The following is a 16,946-nucleotide window of genomic DNA, read 5'->3' as shown; positions in this document are numbered from 1 at the left end:
TTCCTTAGTCACCGACGCCGCGGGCCTGAAGGGCTTCGCCAATGGCGCGAGCGCGCCGAATGGAGCGGATGATGACGGGCGTGACAAACGCCGAGGGGGAAAAGCCAGCGCCGCGCGCCTTGCGGGCATCGAGAACCTCGTAGACCGTTTCGAACATGAGGGGGATGAGGCGGATTGTCAGGGACATCGCCAAGCTGATGTTTTCTACTGGGACGCCGAAACGATTCAGCGGCTGGAGGGATTCTTCCAGGGATTCCATGATCGCGTCGACCGTCGAGGTAAGCGTTAATAAGAAGGCCAAAATCATGGCGGCCAAGATGTTAAGGAACATCACGGCGGCGTAGTCAAAATCCTTCGCCCACCACTGGAATCCAGCTAGGGGAATGAGGATTATTAGGGGCGGCCAGAGCTGGCTCCAGGCAATCCGTGGGGGAATGCGGGCGATGAAATACGTCAATGCTGCAGCGATCACCGCGCCGCCGGCCCACGGCAAAGAGTTGAAAAAGATGCTGGTAACCAGGATAAATACCAGCAAAATGAGTATCTTCCAGCTGGGCTTCATCCGGTGGATTACCGTCGTGCCCGGAACATATACGGATAGCGGAATATTGGTTCTGCGTCGGGTCATTGGAGGTGGCTTTCTAGAGTGGCCGCTGCGCCATGAGATCTCTGTAAAAATCGATGACCTCCTGGGGAGCGCCATCGGCAGCAACCTTCTGGTCATCGATGCAGATGACACGGTCGAAATCCGTGAGGAATTCCAGATCGTGAGTAACGACGATGAGCTGCTGGTCAAGTTGCGCGAACTCGCGCTTGATGCGGTCGCGATTGCGGAGATCAAGCAGCGTCGTTGGTTCATCGGCGATGATGAGAACCGGGTCGATGACCAGCACTGCGGCTAAGGCGAGCAATTGCTTTTGTCCACCAGAAAGCGTGTGCGGGGAGCGCTCGGCAAATTCTAAGAGCCCGAACCGTTCCAGGGCGGCATCGACTCGCGCAGTACGCTCGGCCTTAGGCAGCTTGAAGCGGCGCAGGGAAAAAGCGATGTCATCGCGCACATTGGGCATAACGATCTGATTTTCGGCATCGGAAAAGACGAACCCCACCTTTTCGCGCACCTTCTTGCCCTGCTCGCTGGGATTTATGCCGTCGACGGTGACGGTACCCGCGGTGGGCCCACCCAGGCCATTGATAAGCCGAGTCAGCGTGGACTTTCCGCCGCCATTTTGACCGATGACGCCGATCCGTTGCTCGCTTAAAGTGAGGTTGATGTCATCGAGGACCACCGTCTCATCGAAGGCTACCGTGACCGAGGAAAAGTCGATGGTGGGCACTAGGAGGCCTTCCTACCCATCAGGTCCGGGAATGCGGAGTGAACACCAACGGCGATGATAATGGCCACGATGAGCTTTGCGGTGTCAACGAGGACGAACGGGCCTTGCGCCGCGATGGCCGGTCCGACGTCTAGTCCGGAGCGAACCATCAAGCCGATCGCGCCACAGGTGTATTGCACGAGAAGGCCTACGATGGCTGAGATAGCGAAAACCACGGTCATGCCGCCCTTTCCGCGCGGGGCGCGATAAGCGATGGCGCCGGCTGCGATGGGGGAGAGCACATAACCGATGATGTATCCCACGGTGGGGCCGGCAAGCGCGCGGAGCGTGGTGCCACCGCCTGCCAAAACAGGCAATGCCAAACCGATAAAGAGGAATAGCAAGCCAACGTAGCCGCCGCGTTTTCCGCCCAAGATGAGGCCGGACAAAATGAGCGCGGCGTTTTGCAAGACGATGGGCACGCCGGCGGTGCCTACGGGGATAGAAACGAAGGCTAAAACGATAACGAGGGCGGTAAATACCGCTACATAGGCAATGGTGGTTGCCACGGAGTTCTTCTGCATGGGAAAAGATTAGCACCTTGGAGAAAAACGCTGTAGACACACCAATTTGAACGTCGTTCAAGAAAGCTAATTCTGGGGTCCTGGTAAAAGTTTTGGAAATATTTCCATGGTGGTGGGTAGGATTGCGCGCATGCGATTGACGGAGTACCACCAATTGGTTGTGGATGAATTTGGCGAATCAAAAGGGGCGTGGATTAGCCATTCGCATGTTTTATCAGAGCTCAATGGAACGCCGGATGAGCTTATCGAACGTGGCGTCGATCCCCGTCGTGTCTGGATAGGGCTGTGCAATGACTTTGATGTCCCTCAAGAACGACGTCTCGGCGTAGATTACCCATCCTTATAGGCCCAAGAGAGCCTGAAAAGGCGTGTCCATTTTCGATATTCGAACAGATGTATGTACTCTAGTTGGGGTGTCGGTGTGGGCGACTACAGTGGGATCGCAATGAGGGCGGAACCATTTAGGGTTCTGCAGCAGTCTAATTAAGTGTTCACGCAGCGTCGTACGAGATAAGGATTTATAACAATGGCAACGAAAAAGAAATCATCCTCCGCCGCGACCAAGGGAGATGACCGCAAAAAGGCGCTAGACGCCGCGATGGCCATGATCGAAAAGGATTATGGCAAGGGTGCCGTCATGCGCTTGGGCGATGATGACCGCCCGCCCATCAAGGCCATTTCTTCCGGCAACACGGCAATCGACGTAGCGCTGGGCATCGGTGGCTTCCCGCGGGGCCGAATTGTGGAAATTTACGGCCCAGAGTCTTCTGGTAAGACGACGGTGGCGTTGCATGCCATTGCCTCGGCACAAAAAGACGGCGGCATTGCAGCGTTTATCGATGCCGAGCACGCCCTCGACCCCCAATATGCACGCCTGCTAGGCGTCGACACCGATAACCTCCTCGTGTCCCAGCCTGATACCGGTGAGCAGGCCCTGGAAATCGCGGACATGCTGGTGCGCTCCGGCGCCATCGACATTATCGTTGTGGACTCCGTGGCGGCGCTGACCCCTAAGGCGGAAATCGAAGGCGAGATGGGCGATAGCCACGTCGGCCTGCAAGCCCGCCTGATGTCCCAGGCCTTGCGCAAGATGACCGGTGCGCTATACAACTCCGGCACCACCGCAATCTTCATCAACCAGCTGCGCGAAAAGATCGGCGTGATGTTCGGTTCCCCGGAGACCACCACCGGTGGTAAGGCGCTGAAGTTCTATTCCTCCGTGCGCTGCGATATCCGCCGTATCCAGACGCTGAAGGATGGCCAGGACGCCATTGGCAACCGCACTAAGCTCAAGGTGGTAAAGAATAAGGTTTCCCCACCATTCAAGATCGCCGAGTTCGACATCATGTACGGCGAGGGCATTTCTCGCGAGTCCTCCATCATCGATCTCGGCGTAGAAAACGGTTTCATCCGCAAGTCCGGCTCCTGGTTTACCTATGAGGGCGACCAGCTGGGTCAAGGTAAGGAGAAGGCTCGTTCCTTCTTGAAGGATAACCCTGACCTTGCCAATGAGATCGAAAAGAAGATCTTCCAAAAACTCGGCATTGGGGAAGAGGCGGCAAATGGTGAAGAAGCTACCGCCATGGATGTCCCCGGTTCCGATGACCCATTGACGGATGAATCCGTAGATTTGGTCCCGAACGTCGACTTCGATGACGATTAAGCCTGTCCACCAACACTCCCACCGCTTAACACCCGCGCTATGAATCAACCCGCCCCTGAAAAGCTAGAGCAACTCCGCCAGGCCCTTGAAGCCTATGAAAAAGGAGAAGCCGGGGGCGGGCTTTTTGATCGGGAGGCCGAAGAGGCAAAGTCAAAGGTTCGGTCCCGCGCATTGGGCTTGCTTGACCAGCGTTCGCGGTCCCGCCAGGAATTGTATGACCGTTTGGTTCAGGCCGAATTCGCCCCTGAGGTGGTTGATGAGGTCCTCGATGACTTGGCCCATGCGGGCCTCATTGACGATGCCGCCTTTGCCGCCGAATGGGTGCGGCAGCGGCATAAGCGGAGGGGGAAATCGCGCAGCGTCCTCGACCGCGAGCTCCGGGAGAAGGGCGTAAGCCAAGAAGACAGAGACGAAGCCCTTGACCAAATTGACGCCGCCGATGAAGAGGCGATGGCCCGAGCCTTGGCGGAAAAGAAGGCGCGCAGCGTGAAATCCGTTCCTGTAGATAGGAAGGAACGGGATAAGGCCCTGCGCAGGATCGTGGGAGTATTGGCGCGCCGTGGATTCAACGAGGGGATGTCTTTGAACATTGCCATTAGCGCCCTCGAGGAACGGTGCGAGGAGCTGTCTTCTCCTTAAATCCGGCGGATGGGGCTTAGTGCCTTGTTGGCTCCAACCTTGTGACTCGCACACGCGCCCCACCCACCGCGGGCCCGCGCCCCGACGCGCCGCACTATGCGCCCATTCTGGCCCACTTGCTGTCACGGGCGCCGAGCAGCGACGGTTATGAGTTGTTCTGGGTGATGGCTAGACTATGCCGACGTGGAGCAGACAATTCCTGAAACCCGTACCTATGAAGTCCGAACCTTCGGCTGTCAGATGAATGTGCACGATTCCGAGCGCATTTCCGGCCTGCTGGAGGAAGCTGGCTACGCGGCCGCAGACGAGGCCACGGAGCCGGATCTCATCGTCTTTAACACGTGCGCAGTCCGCGAAAATGCCGACAAGCGCCTGTACGGCACGCTGGGCGCATTGAAGAAGACGAAGGAGAACCACCCAGGCATGCAAATCGCCGTGGGCGGTTGCCTTGCACAAAAGGATAAGGATACCGTCCTCGACAATGCACCGTGGGTGGATGCCGTCTTCGGAACCCACAATATGGCAGCGTTGCCCACCCTCCTCGAGCGCGCCCGCCATAACGAGGAAGCCCAGGTAGAAATCGTCGATTCGCTAGAGGCGTTCCCCTCCGTATTGCCCGCTAAGCGCGAATCCGCCTACGCGGGTTGGGTATCGGTGTCCGTGGGCTGCAATAACACCTGCACGTTCTGCATCGTTCCCTCCCTGCGCGGCAAGGAAGAGGATCGCCGGCCGGGCGATATTCTGGCCGAGGTACAGGCGCTGGTGGACCAGGGAGTTTCTGAGGTCACCCTGCTGGGCCAAAACGTCAACGCTTACGGCGTGAATTTCGCCGACCCAGAAATGCCGCGCGATCGCTTCGCTTTCTCGAAGCTGCTGCGCGAAGTGGGCAAGATCGACGGCCTCGAGCGCCTGCGGTTTACCTCTCCGCACCCGGCAGAATTTACCTCCGATGTCATCGATGCCATGGCGGAAACCCCGGCCGTCTGCCCGCAGCTGCACATGCCGCTGCAATCCGGCTCGGATAAGGTCTTGAAGGACATGCGCCGTTCCTACCGCACGAAGAAGTTCTTGCGCATCCTCGATGAGGTCCGCGAGAAGATTCCGAATGCTGCGATTACCACCGATATTATCGTCGGTTTCCCGGGCGAGACCGAAGAGGATTTCCAGGCCACCATGGACTTGGTCCGGCGCGCCCGCTTCGCCTCGGCGTTTACCTTCCAGTATTCCCCGCGCCCGGGCACCCCTGCGGCGGAGATGGAAAACCAGGTCCCCAAGGAAGTCGTCCAGGACCGCTTCGAGCGGCTCGTTGCGCTGCAAGATAGCATCCAGGCAGAAGAAAACCAGAAGCTCGTGGGCACTGAGGTGGAGCTCTTGGTCCAGGCAGAGGGCGGGCGCAAGAACGATGAGACTCACCGCATGTCGGGTCGAGCTCGCGATGGGCGCCTTGTGCACTTTAGCCCCATCGACGACAACGGTGCGGATATCTCCGCTGAGATTCGCCCAGGCGACGTCGTGCGCACCAAGGTCACCGGTGCAGGCTCGTTCTTCTTGCTTGCCGATGCCGCCGTAAGCACCCATACCCGCACCAAGGCCGGCGACATGTCGGCAGCGGGCCAAACCCCCACTACCGCTCCCATCGGGGTGGGCTTGGGGCTGCCGGGCATCGGCAAGCCTGCTGGCGCTGCCGCAGCGGATTCTTGCGGCTGCTAACCGGGGAGTAGGCTAGGGTGCCATGAGAGAGCGAAATACCACCACCGCCGCCCAGGAGGCGGCACAGGCGGAGCGCCGAGCAGCACAAACCATGGATCTGCGTGGGCAGAAAGTGACGCTGTGGATCGCTGTGGCGGCCTATATTGTCTACCTCATCGTTCCTTATGCCGGCTCTGCCCACGGGTGGCAGGCCTTAAGCTTTGGCACCACCGACGACGGGGTAAAGATCTCGCTGATGGAAACCGTCTCCGCGTGGCTCGCGCTACTCGGCGTGGGCGTGCTGACGACGGCAACCCTGCTGACCCGCCGCGCCACCCTCGGGCTGATTGCGTGGATGATGGTGACGGTTTCTTTCTTCGTTAACCTGTGGGGCTTTTGGTACCGCGGCTCCACCGCGGACGGCCCGGCCATTGGCATGTGGGTGGGCATGCTGGCGACCTTCCTGGCCTTCTTGGGCTTTAGTCTCGTCGCCCTGCGCCGCAGCCCGGAACAACGCGCGGCAGAAGAAAAGGTTCGCGCCTCGGCGGGCCAGCTGGATGAGGTAGGCAAATTCCAGTCCGATATTGCGTCCCCGCAGCCGCAGGAGATGCTTGTCGATGACCGCCGGAAAAAGGCCGCCGAGCGCCACCGCCACCAGCAGGAGGGCTAAAGGTGCAGCTCCCAGGCTGAAGATTGGGAGATTTCCCGCGCCCCGAGCCGTGCGTATAGCGCGTTCATGGCGGCGTCGCCGGCTGCGACGGAACAATAGCAGCGGCGCACCTGCGGCCACGCTCGGTTGACCTCGCGTAGGGCGGTGAGTTTTGCCAATTGTGCTAAGCCTTGCCGGCGGTGGTCGCGGTCGGTGACGGTGAGGGTCCATTCGCAGACCTCCGGATCTGCGGTCTCGTGCCGCGCCAGCTCGGTAAGCGCCACGATGTCCCCAGCATTATCGATGAGCGCCACGAGCAGCGTATGCCCGCGCCGCGAGCGCAGGCGTTGGTGCGCTTCTTCCAACCGCTGCCGGGACCACACGATGGGCTCGGTGGATAAGGTGCCGGTATCGGCATCCGCGGAGGCGACCGTTAAAAGTCGCATGACATCGTCGATGTGTTTTTCCGGAATGGCATAGTCCTGCCAGACCGCGGCCGAAAGCCCGGGCGGAAAGAGGGCAGCCGCCGGCTGTTCTGGAATATCGATGTCTAGTTGCCGCTCGCTATGGCGCCGCGTAAAGCCCAGGGATTGGTAGACCTCCGCCATTGCGTCATACTCCGGCGAAGTCTCCGGTGGGTGCAGCAGACCCACGTGCGCGACGCTGCGACCGAGCTGTTGGGTGATTTTTAAGGCGGTATCTCCCATCCAGGTAGCCACCTTTTGCCCCTTGGCATCAAGCGGTTCTCCGGGCAGCGGCAGATCGCACAGGACGCACTCGATTTCCGCGGCATTGCGCTCTTCTAAAAGCGGCAGGCTGATGTGGATAAATCCCACGTAGTCCAGCTCGGGGCTCGGTGCGGTAGCGGGAATTTGGGGCAGACCGAGCTCGGAGACGGGCCCGAGCGTCGCCGGGCCATCGACCACCGCGAAAAGGTAAGTCTGCGATTCGCCCGAACCCTGCAGGCGGTGCACCACGCGGCTAGGCGAGGTCGAGGCCGCCGCATCCCCGCTTGCTTCCTGCGCCGCCAGGTTTGCCCAGAAAACAAAGGAACGGATACAATCCGCCGGTTCAGCCTCGGCTACCTGGGTCGGGCGCGCAATCTGAACGAGGTGCACTATTTATCGTTGACGGCATTGGCAGCGGCATCGGCAAATTCCTGCCATTGCTCCGCCTGCGCGCGCAGCTCCGCGGCCTTCTTCTCCTTGCCCTTAGCCTCCGCAGCCGCGGACTGGGCCTTGAAGTCTTCCACCTTGGCCTGGAATTGGGCCACGCGAGCCTGCGCTTCAGGGTCGGTGCGCCGCCATTCGGATTCTTCCGCTTGGGTGACGCGCTTTTCTAGCTGCTCAATTTTAGATTCGTACTCGCGCACCTGGTTGCGGGGCACGAAGCCGATTTCCTCCCACTTTTCCTGCAGTTCGCGCAGCTTAGCCTTGGCCTTGTCCATGCTTTGCGATGGGTCAATCAGGCTATCGTATTCCGCAAGCAGCGCGTCCTTTGCCTTGGCGTTTTCGGCGAACTCGCGGTCTCGCTCGTCGTTGACCGCATTGCGGGCATCAAAGAAGCGGTCCTGCGCCGCGCGGAACTTCGCCCACAGCTGGTCATCGACCTCGCGCGGGGCGCGGCCGGCCGCCTTCCACTCCGCCATCAGATCGCGGTAGGCGCGGGCGGTAGGGCCCCAATCGGTGGAGTCCTGGATGGCCTCGGCGCGCTCGACGAGTTCTTCTTTCTTCTTTCGCGCGGCCGCGCGGGCGCGATCGAGATCCGCAAAGTGCGAACCGCGGCGCCGATTAAAGGAATCGCGGGCGCGCGAATAGCGCTTCCACAGGCCGTCATCGGTCTTCTTATCGATGCCCTTAATCTGCTTCCACTCTTCCAAAATGGCGCGGATGCGGTCGCCGGCGGCCTTCCACTCGGTGGAATTCTCGGCAATCTCTTCAGCCTCGGCGGCGAGCTTTTCCTTCGCCGCAATCGCATCCTGCCGGCGCTTTTCCCGCTCCGCCTGCGCCTGTTCCCCGGCCACAACGGAGTGATCAATAACCGCCGCGAGGCGGCGATCCAGCGCCGCGATATCGCCAATGACCGCAGCGGTAGGCAGGGTCTCGCGGAGTTCGGCGGCGGTCTGCTTGATTCCTGCGGCCTCGCTGGGGTTGGCGCGCAGGCGAGCCTCTAGGAGCTCGATCTCGGTGGCTAGGTCATCATACCGGGCGCCGAAGTGCTCGAGGCCCTCTTGCGCAGAGCCTGCCTGCCATTCCCCAATCTTGCGCTCGCCCTCGGGGGCGGACACGAAGACGGACCCATCGGCATCGACGCGCCCCCACTTGGCCGGATCGTTCTTGCTCGGAGATTGCACGGGCACGGGCTTGGCTGTGGGGCGGGGGCCCTTCTTGGGCATGGAACCTGGGGTAGGGGTGGGAGACATGGAAAGCCCTCCTAGACATATATCGCTGCGCGTCACGGCTGCCGGATGAAATCACTGGTTACATTACCGTGAAAAATCGCTGTGTGCCTAGAATCTATTTAATTACCTCCTCTTGGGTAGATAGTATGGAGGAATAATGTTCAATCTCATGGTTATGCCCGCCTCGCCGGCGCTGACAGTCGAGCTAGCTCCCAACGATGCCGCCTCGCGGGCGCTGCTGGCAGCGGCGCGCACGCTGGCGGTTGAAGCCGCTGCCGCCGGCATGGAGGAGGCAGAAATTATCGGATCCCGCTCCTCCCGGTGGCATACCCGCCACACGGGAAGTCTGCGCGCCTGGGGAGCCCACCAGGTACACGTGGGCGCGGGAGACTACCTGCCAGAAATCATGGCCCACTACGTCCTGTCTACGGTCCCACAGATAACGGTGCGCGATAGCCGCGACCGCCTAGACACGCCAGACCCAAAGGTACTTAGCATCGTGGTTGCGGACGGCAGCGCGGGCCTTACTGAGAGGGCACCGCTGGCGCTTATCCCCGGCGCGCAGGAGGCGCATCGGTGGTGCGAGGAGGTGTTGATGGGGGCATCGGCAAGCAGCGAGGCTGAGTGGCTGAAGCAACGCGGCGTGGAAGAGCCGGCGCTCTGGCTGGAGCTTGCCGGCTGCACGCCCAAGCGCGCGCAGGTCCGGGCGACGGACGCCACCCTCGGGGTAGGCCGCTACGTGGCAGGTTGGGAGGTAACATGCGCCCCATCGCAGTAGTTGGCCCCACCGCATCCGGCAAATCCGCGCTCGGGCTGGCCCTTGCCCATGAACTAGATGGGGAAGTGGTCAATGTCGATTCCATGCAGCTATACCGCGGCATGGATATCGGGACCGCGAAGCTTTCCCCCGCAGAGCGCGAGGGCATTCCGCACCACCAGCTCGATGTCTGGGACGTGACGGAGACTGCTTCCGTGGCGCGCTATCAGCAGGCGGCCTTGCGCGATATCGAGGACATCATGTCCCGCGGCAAGACTCCGATCCTCGTCGGCGGATCCATGCTCTATGCCCAGGCGTTGGTGGATGACTGGCAATTCCCGCCCACCGATCCGCAGGTGCGGGCCAAATACGAGGCCCGCCGCGCCGATATCGGAACCGACGCACTCCACGCGGAGCTCGCGCGCGTCGATCCGGCAGCCGCCGCCATCATCGAGGATAAAGACCCCCGCCGCACCGTCAGGGCGCTCGAGGTCATCGAGCTGACCGGCAAGCCCTTTAAAGCCAGCCAGCCGCCGAAGAACGGCCCGCCCCGGTGGGGGACCAGGTTGCTGGGGCTGCGCACGGATAGCGAGTGGTTGAACCCGCGCATCGAAAAGCGCACGCACCTCATGTTTGAGCAAGGTCTTGTCGAGGAAGTCGAGCGCCTGCAGGATAAGGGGCTTGTGGCCGATTCCACCGCGGGCCGCGCGATTGGCTATGTGCAGGTTCTACAAGCCCAGCGCGGCGAACTGACCTGGGAGGACGCCGTGGAGCGCACGATTACTGGCACCCGCCGGTACGTGCGCCGCCAACGTTCCTGGTTCAACCGCGATAAGCGCATTACCTGGCTCGATGCCGCAGGCGATACCACCGCCCAAGCTTTGTACGTGCTTGGGCGCTAGGGTAGAGGCTATGAAATTTGCCAAAGGCCATGGAACCGAAAATGACTTCGTCATCGTAGAAGACTTCGACGCCGAGGCGCCGCTCTCACCAGAGCGCGTGGCGGCGCTGTGTGACCGCCGGGCAGGAATCGGCGGCGATGGCCTGTTGCGCGTTGTGCGCGCCGGCGCCCTCGTGGACGCGGGCGAGTTGGCGGCACTTCCGGACGGGGTGGATTCCGCCGACTGGTTTATGGATTACCGCAACGCCGATGGGTCCGTGGCGGAAATGTGCGGCAATGGCACCCGCGTCTTTGCCCACTGGCTGCGCTCGCACGACTTGGTGGGCGAGGACGCATTCACCATCGGCACCCGGGCGGGCGCCAAGCAAGTAACGGTGCATTCCTGCGATGCCACCGACGCGAGCGTCACCGTGGAGATGGGCCCCGCGCGCGTGACCGGGGTATCTACCGCGTCCGTGGGCGGTGAGTCCTACGCCGGCCTCGGGGTGGATATGGGCAACCCGCACCTCGCCGCCGTCATCCCAGGCCTGGAACCGGAAGCTTTGGCCGCCAAGGAACTCACGGCGCCGGTCTACGACGAGTCCTTCTTCCCGGGTGGGGTCAACTTTGAGCTGGTGACCCCGCTGCGGGAGGGGCACGTGCATATGCGCGTCTTCGAGCGCGGGGTTGGGGAGACGCAGTCGTGCGGTACGGGCACGGTCGCGGCAGCTACCGCCGCGCTTGCCGATGCCGCCCAAGCCCTCGGCACCGTCCATGTCCACGTTCCCGGCGGCGAGGTCACCGTTGAGGTTTATGAGAACGGCACGCGCTTGACCGGCCCGTCCGCCATCGTCGCGACAGGTGAAACGAGCCTGTAGAAGCCTTAGTTTTCGTCGTCGATCTGCCGCGTGCGGTAATCCGGGCCGAGCCGGAAGGCCGCGCGGCGGGCCGCGAGCCACGATTCTTTCAGCTCGCGGGCGCGCTCATCGGTGACGCGGAGGAGGGCTTCCAAGTCCTGTGTGCGCATGCCGTGGGCGTGGATGCGGATATTGAGGCGGCGGAGGAAGCGGCGCGCCCCAGCCAATTCGTAGTGGAACGCATCGATGGCGGGGTGGGAGCAGTCGAGGTCCAGCAGTGCTGGCCGGTACAGCGTTCGATCCGCCAGCGACTCGGCCTCCGTGGAGGTTTCGAATTCTTCGAATTCGGCGATGACGTCCTGGATATCGTCCGCCGAAAGCGAAATGGAGCTGCGCAGGGCCTTTCTTTCCGCGGTATCGGGGCGCGTGCGCAGCATGAACCAGCCCGCGCCCACCAGCATGGCGGCGATGATGAGTCCGGGCAGTTTTAGCGTTACAACGATCGCGATCGCGCAAAGGACCAGGAGGATAAAGACAAGTGTCCTCCGGTTTTGTGGATCGCTAAGGAAAGGCATGGCCTAAAAAATCTAGTGCCCGCCGCAGCCGCAACCGCCGGATCCACAACCGCATCCGCCATCGCCGCAGCCGCCGGACGGCATGTCAATAGCGGCGGTGAGCAGGGCCGTACCGGATATCACAGAATCCTTGGCCGGCAATTCGCCACGGTCCGCAGGCAGGCAGAGATCGAAGGGGAAAAGCCCGTCCATGACGAGGTGCGCGAATTTCTCGCCGGTGAGTTCATTGGTGCGCCACTCGGCTTCCATCACCCGGGCGGCAAAGGTAGCCGCCGGCGTGGGGGCCTGTGCGCCGGAGCCAGAAGCGATGACGCGGGCGCCCTCGGATTCAAAGAGGGCGGGGTATACGCCGTTTTCGGCCTCGTAGGCAGCCGGGGACTCGTAGGTAGTGATATCAAGGCCCATGGCGGTCAGCGATACCTGCTGCCATTCCTGCCGCGGTTCTTCTGCCAACAGTGGCCCCTGCGCGAGGTTCGCCGTGACCTGGGCCAGCGGTGTGCCGAAGGGATCGATGATGTCCATGATCGCTAGAACGTCATTGAACATCTCCACGTGGGCAAAACCCTGCGTGACCGCATCGAAGCCGATAAAGGTGGCGTAGGGCTCTACCGCCAAGATATTAAGCTGGGCGCCCGAGGGGTCGCCGTATTGAATGAGCTGGCCACCGCGGACCTCGCCGGTAACGGCAAGGCGGTCCGTGGCGATGGCTGCCTCGACCGCGTCCTGCCAGCGTTCGAAATCCAGGCCGATCGCCTGCATTTCGGTATTCTTCTTCTGGGTAGTAGTCGTTGGCCTAGGCTGCGTCGTTTCCATAGCCACCATTGTATCGCTTTGTCCAGTAAGCCCGGAAACCGCAATTCCCGTTTTGCGGCCTAACGTGCCAAAATAGATAGCAATATGAACAAATTTTCCCCGCAGAATTCTGATAGCTCGGCGAGCAAGGACGAACTTCTCGCCCAAGCCTTCCGCGACCACGCGGACACCCCGCAGGAAACCACGCCCACCAGCGGCGATCTAGATTTGGCCGAGCGCAACGCCTTCCGCCGCGTTACCCGCGAGACCTCCATCCGCGCCGAGGACACCACCGATGGCTACGAGGTGGAATACCGAAAACTGCGCCTCGAGCGCGTCATCCTCGTGGGCGTGTGGACCGAAGGCACCGTAGCGGAGGTTGAGGCCACGATGGATGAGCTGGCCGCCCTTACTGAGACCGCCGGTGCCGACGTAGTCGAAATGATTTACCAAAAGCGCGATAAACCGGATCCTGGTACTTTCATCGGCTCGGGCAAGGTAAAAGAGCTCCACGATATCGTCGAGGCCACCGGGGCCGATACCGTCGTGTGCGATGGTGAGCTGAACCCCGGCCAGCTCACGGCATTAGAGCGCGCGCTCAATACCAAGGTCATCGACCGCACCATGCTCATCTTGGACATCTTTGCCCAACACGCAAAGTCCAAGGAGGGCAAGGCGCAGGTCTCGCTGGCGCAGCTGGAATACCTCTATACCCACACCCGCGGTTGGGGCGGCAACCTTTCGCGCCAGGCCGGCGGCCGCGCCGGTTCCAATGGCGGCGTCGGCCTGCGCGGTCCCGGTGAAACCAAGATCGAGACCGACCGCCGGCGCATCCGCACCGAAATGGCGCGCCTGCGCAAGGAACTGCGCGGGATGAAAACCGCCCGCGAGGTCAAGCGCTCCAGGCGCCAGTCCTCCACGATCGCCCAGATCGCCATCGCCGGCTACACCAACGCCGGCAAATCTTCGCTCATTAATGCCATGACGAACGCGGGCGTGCTTGTGGAAGACGCACTTTTTGCCACCTTGGATCCCACCACGCGCCGCGCCTCGCTTGCCGATGGCCGCCAGGTCGTCTTCACCGATACCGTCGGCTTCGTTCGCCACCTGCCTACCCAGCTGGTGGAGGCCTTCAAGTCCACCCTGGAAGAGGTGCTCGCCGCCGATATCATGCTGCATGTCGTGGACGGATCGGACCCGTTCCCGCTCAAGCAAATCGAGGCGGTCAATAAGGTCATCTACGATATCGTCAGCGAGACTGGTGAGCAGGCCCCGCCGGAAATCATCGTGATCAATAAGATCGACCAGGCCGATCCGCTTGTGCTCGCGGAGCTGCGCCACGTCCTGGATCATGAGGACGTCGTCTATGTTTCGGCGCGCACGGGGGAGGGCATCGACGAGCTGAGCGCGCGCGTGGAGCTCTTCCTCAACTCCCGCGATAGCCACGTTAATCTGCAGGTTCCCTTCACCCGCGGCGATGTCGTCTCGCGCGTGCACGCCGAGGGCACGGTGCGCAGCGAGGAATACACCGAGGACGGCACGCTTGTTGATGTCCGCCTGCCCGCCACCACCGCCCGCGAGCTCGCCGAATTCATCGTGGAGGAAGATTCCTAAAATTCGTGCTCCATGGGCCATAATGGTGGTTCGTGAGCATACTAGGTTGGACCGTCCACGGCGACGGTAAGAAGATTGCACCAGGCGCCGTGGTCGCGCCCGAGGAACGACTAAGTTGGGGCCGAACCATTGGCATCGGCATGCAGCACGTGGTGGCGATGTTCGGTGCTACGCTGCTGGTGCCCACCCTGACCGGATTTCCGGTCAATACCACGCTGCTGTTTTCCGGCCTCGGCACCATCCTATTCCTGCTGATTACGCGCAATCGCCTGCCGTCCTACCTGGGGTCGTCGTTTGCCTTCATCGCCCCGCTGACCGCCTCGCAGCAATACGGGATTGCGGCGCAGGCCGGATCCATTCTGGTGACCGGTTTGGTGCTGGTGGCGGTCGGATTCGTGGTCAACGCTGCCGGCAGGCGGGTGCTCGATGCGGTGATGCCGCCGGCGGTTACCGGCGCCATCGTCGCGCTCATCGGGCTTAATTTGGCGCCGAATGCGGCCGAGAACTTCGCCAGCCAGCCCTTGGTCGCAGGCATCACGCTGCTGGTTATTCTCCTAGCCACCGTCGCCGGGAGCGGCATGGTTTCGCGCCTGTCCATCCTCATCGGCGTGGTCGTCGGCTGGGTTTTCGCTGCCCTGACCGGTAATTTGGGCGAGGATGCCAAGGCTGCCATCGATGCCGCACCGTGGGTAGGCCTGCCCGAATTCCACGCCCCAGAGTTCCATCTTTCCGCGATCGCCGTGGCCTTGCCGGTGCTCGTGGTGCTGATTGCGGAAAACGTCGGCCACGTCAAAGCCGTCTCCGAGATGACCAACCGCGATTTGGACGACCTTGCCGGCGATGCCCTGATTGCCGATGGCCTCGCCTCCTCCCTCGCCGGTGGCTTCGGCGGCTCCGGTACCACGACCTACGCTGAGAATATCGGCGTTATGGCCGCCACGCGCGTCTATTCCACCGCCGCGTATTGGGTTGCGGCCCTAACCGCCATCCTATTGGCCTTCGTCCCGAAGTTCGGCGCGCTGATTTTCACCATCCCCACCGGCGTGCTCGGCGGGGCCACCCTCGTGCTCTATGGTCTTATTGGCATGCTGGGCGTGCGCATCTGGATGGATAATGAGGTCAACTTCAATAACCCGGTGAACCTGACGGCGGCTGCGGTGGCTTTGATCGCGGGCATCGGCAACCTGACCCTGACCGTGGGTGGGGTGAGCCTGGAGGGCATCGCCTGGGGCTCTGTCGGCATCATCGTTGCCTATCCCATCATGCGGCGCCTGTACGAAACCGTGGGCGAAGGCCACGATGCTAAATACTAAATTCTGTGGATAACTTTGTTGACCCTGCCGCGAAATAGCGCCGTGGCGGCAAGGTTTACCGCGTAATCCACAGGCCTACGTGCGTGCGGTCGCCTTTGCACCGGGTTGTGCGCTGTACTAGGCGGCATGAACGCACTCGACCGTTATTTAACCGCGCTGGGCCAAGGGATGGACATCATCGCCGCCGCCCAGGGCTTAAGCGAGCGCGATTTGGTGCAGCGCGGCGCCAGCGACGTCGCCGCGCGCGAGGTGGTGCATCTTTGTGATGTCTACTTTGGCCGCTGTGCCTTTAGCGCCAAGCAACGCACGGCCCGCTCGACGACGCACCCGCTCGACGTGCTCAGCCTCATCGAAAAGTTCGCGCTGCGCGCTCGCACCCAGCGCGATGCCTGGGCCGTACGCTCCGAGTTATGCGAGTTCCGCGGAAGCGCCACTGCCTTGCGCAAGCGGGCGCGCGCCCTCTTGCGGGAGCTGCAACCGCCCCGCACTCCCAAGAAAGGCGTGCGGCTCACCCGCCGGCCGCGCGGACCGTGGTCGTTGACCATCACCGGGGAATCCGCCGACGTCGCCGATATGCACTCTGCTCTTGATAACGAGCGCCCACTGGAGTCCGTTAAATCCATCTTCTTCGGCGGGAAGTCCGGAGCGCGCACCACTGCGACTACGCAGGTGGTTATCACCTTGGACGAGCTCGACCGCATCGTCGATGGCGATGGTGAGGAAATAACCCTGCAGCTCACCAATGGCTCGCGCATCAGCGGCGCTGACCTCGCGAGTCGCGTCTTAAGCGATCACGGATACATCACGCTTGTGCATCCCGTTGAGGGGCCGGTCAACTTATACCGCACGTCCCGGTTTGCCAATGCGAAGCAGCGCTTGATGGCGGCCGCCGTCAATCCCGTATGCCCCTGGGAAAAGTGCAATTATCCTGCCGATGAGTGCCAGATCCACCACCTAGACAGCTGGCAGCACGGTGGCAATACCAATGCCGCTAATCTCGCGACCTGCTGCCCGTACCATAACGGCGTCAACGATGATGACCCGCAGGCCCCGCCGCGGCGCGGGCGATTGGCCCGAATACAAGGAAAGGTCCGCTGGCTTCCGCCGTGGGCCACGAACCCCGGCAGCCCGAACGAAAACGACCGGCCGCCATCCTAAAAATCCGGGACACGAGGATTAGCGCAAAAGGATCCGCGCGCCCGTACGGATCCACAGGCTCA

General features: G+C 61.8%; 18 protein-coding genes. 11 read left to right on the top strand and 7 right to left on the bottom strand.

The window, feature by feature from the left end; translation table 11 throughout:
- Nucleotides 1–4: 4 nt before the first annotated feature.
- Genes ACP8IT_RS07435 through ACP8IT_RS07425 form a run of 3 tightly spaced genes read right to left on the bottom strand, consistent with a single transcriptional unit; the run spans nt 5 to nt 1,897 of the window.
- On the bottom strand, nt 5–628 hold the full coding sequence (locus tag ACP8IT_RS07435; protein WP_023017344.1) for an energy-coupling factor transporter transmembrane component T family protein: 624 nt from the start codon (nt 626–628) through the stop codon (nt 5–7).
- 13 nt (nt 629–641) lie between these two features.
- Complete coding sequence (locus tag ACP8IT_RS07430; protein ID WP_490289833.1) at nt 642–1,334, bottom strand: energy-coupling factor ABC transporter ATP-binding protein; 693 nt, start codon at nt 1,332–1,334, stop codon at nt 642–644.
- The gene (locus ACP8IT_RS07425; protein ID WP_284643184.1) at nt 1,334–1,897 is read right to left on the bottom strand and encodes a biotin transporter BioY; all 564 of its coding nucleotides are present in this window, start codon (nt 1,895–1,897) and stop codon (nt 1,334–1,336) included. Before ACP8IT_RS07425 ends, ACP8IT_RS07430 begins: the two co-directional genes overlap by 1 nt.
- Before the next feature lie 130 nt (nt 1,898–2,027).
- Between ACP8IT_RS07425 and ACP8IT_RS07420 the strand changes: the two genes are divergently transcribed.
- From ACP8IT_RS07420 to ACP8IT_RS07400, 5 genes are all read left to right on the top strand, one after another.
- The gene (locus tag ACP8IT_RS07420) at nt 2,028–2,243 is read left to right on the top strand and encodes a DUF3046 domain-containing protein (RefSeq protein ID WP_023017347.1); all 216 of its coding nucleotides are present in this window, start codon (nt 2,028–2,030) and stop codon (nt 2,241–2,243) included.
- A 180-nt stretch (nt 2,244–2,423) separates the two neighbouring features.
- Nucleotides 2,424–3,560, top strand: a complete 1,137-nt coding sequence (gene recA, locus ACP8IT_RS07415; protein WP_023030598.1) for a recombinase RecA — start codon at nt 2,424–2,426, stop codon at nt 3,558–3,560.
- A gap of 39 nt (nt 3,561–3,599) precedes the next feature.
- Nucleotides 3,600–4,199, top strand: a complete 600-nt coding sequence (gene recX, locus ACP8IT_RS07410; RefSeq protein WP_302527070.1) for a recombination regulator RecX — start codon at nt 3,600–3,602, stop codon at nt 4,197–4,199.
- 183 nt (nt 4,200–4,382) lie between these two features.
- The gene (gene miaB, locus ACP8IT_RS07405; RefSeq protein ID WP_490289832.1) at nt 4,383–5,909 is read left to right on the top strand and encodes a tRNA (N6-isopentenyl adenosine(37)-C2)-methylthiotransferase MiaB; all 1,527 of its coding nucleotides are present in this window, start codon (nt 4,383–4,385) and stop codon (nt 5,907–5,909) included.
- Nucleotides 5,910–5,931: 22 nt separating this feature from the next.
- Nucleotides 5,932–6,558, top strand: a complete 627-nt coding sequence (locus ACP8IT_RS07400) for an Rv2732c family membrane protein (RefSeq protein ID WP_490289831.1) — start codon at nt 5,932–5,934, stop codon at nt 6,556–6,558.
- On the opposite strand, the gene ACP8IT_RS07395 is transcribed toward ACP8IT_RS07400, so the two are convergent.
- Together ACP8IT_RS07395 and ACP8IT_RS07390 are read right to left on the bottom strand one after the other, a co-directional pair.
- Entirely contained in the window at nt 6,555–7,655 is a 1,101-nt protein-coding gene (locus tag ACP8IT_RS07395) for a GNAT family N-acetyltransferase (protein WP_490289830.1), read from the bottom strand. The two genes, ACP8IT_RS07400 and ACP8IT_RS07395, sit on opposite strands and share 4 nt — an antisense overlap.
- Nucleotides 7,655–8,959, bottom strand: coding sequence for a DUF349 domain-containing protein (locus ACP8IT_RS07390; RefSeq protein WP_005278868.1), 1,305 nt, complete (start codon nt 8,957–8,959; stop codon nt 7,655–7,657). Before ACP8IT_RS07390 ends, ACP8IT_RS07395 begins: the two co-directional genes overlap by 1 nt.
- Nucleotides 8,960–9,095: 136 nt before the next feature.
- Between ACP8IT_RS07390 and ACP8IT_RS07385 the strand changes: the two genes are divergently transcribed.
- From ACP8IT_RS07385 to dapF, 3 genes are read left to right on the top strand one after another with little or no spacing between them, the layout of a single operon-like run.
- The gene (locus ACP8IT_RS07385) at nt 9,096–9,716 is read left to right on the top strand and encodes a hypothetical protein (protein ID WP_490289829.1); all 621 of its coding nucleotides are present in this window, start codon (nt 9,096–9,098) and stop codon (nt 9,714–9,716) included.
- A complete protein-coding gene (miaA, locus tag ACP8IT_RS07380; protein WP_490289828.1) occupies nt 9,698–10,597 on the top strand; it encodes a tRNA (adenosine(37)-N6)-dimethylallyltransferase MiaA in 900 nt (299 codons plus the stop codon). Before ACP8IT_RS07385 ends, miaA begins: the two co-directional genes overlap by 19 nt.
- A 10-nt stretch (nt 10,598–10,607) precedes the next feature.
- Nucleotides 10,608–11,453, top strand: a complete 846-nt coding sequence (gene dapF / locus ACP8IT_RS07375; RefSeq protein WP_284899599.1) for a diaminopimelate epimerase — start codon at nt 10,608–10,610, stop codon at nt 11,451–11,453.
- A gap of 5 nt (nt 11,454–11,458) precedes the next feature.
- Here the strand turns inward: dapF and ACP8IT_RS07370 are convergent, their stop codons facing one another.
- Complete coding sequence (locus ACP8IT_RS07370; protein WP_023017356.1) at nt 11,459–12,007, bottom strand: hypothetical protein; 549 nt, start codon at nt 12,005–12,007, stop codon at nt 11,459–11,461.
- Between the two features lie 12 nt (nt 12,008–12,019).
- The gene (locus tag ACP8IT_RS07365; protein ID WP_490289827.1) at nt 12,020–12,829 is read right to left on the bottom strand and encodes a hypothetical protein; all 810 of its coding nucleotides are present in this window, start codon (nt 12,827–12,829) and stop codon (nt 12,020–12,022) included.
- A gap of 75 nt (nt 12,830–12,904) precedes the next feature.
- Here ACP8IT_RS07365 and hflX point away from each other — a divergent pair, with 75 nt between their 5' ends.
- The 3 genes from hflX (at nt 12,905) to ACP8IT_RS07350 (ending at nt 16,884) form a co-directional block, all read left to right on the top strand.
- Entirely contained in the window at nt 12,905–14,413 is a 1,509-nt protein-coding gene (hflX, locus tag ACP8IT_RS07360) for a GTPase HflX (RefSeq protein WP_023028879.1), read from the top strand.
- A 32-nt stretch (nt 14,414–14,445) separates the two neighbouring features.
- On the top strand, nt 14,446–15,726 hold the full coding sequence (locus ACP8IT_RS07355; protein WP_490289826.1) for a uracil-xanthine permease family protein: 1,281 nt from the start codon (nt 14,446–14,448) through the stop codon (nt 15,724–15,726).
- Nucleotides 15,727–15,852: 126 nt separating this feature from the next.
- Entirely contained in the window at nt 15,853–16,884 is a 1,032-nt protein-coding gene (locus ACP8IT_RS07350) for an HNH endonuclease signature motif containing protein (protein WP_284636192.1), read from the top strand.
- Nucleotides 16,885–16,946 lie beyond the last annotated feature (62 nt).

The organism is Corynebacterium sp. LaCa_23, assembly GCF_058182375.1.
This window is presented reverse-complemented; position numbering and strand designations above follow the sequence as displayed.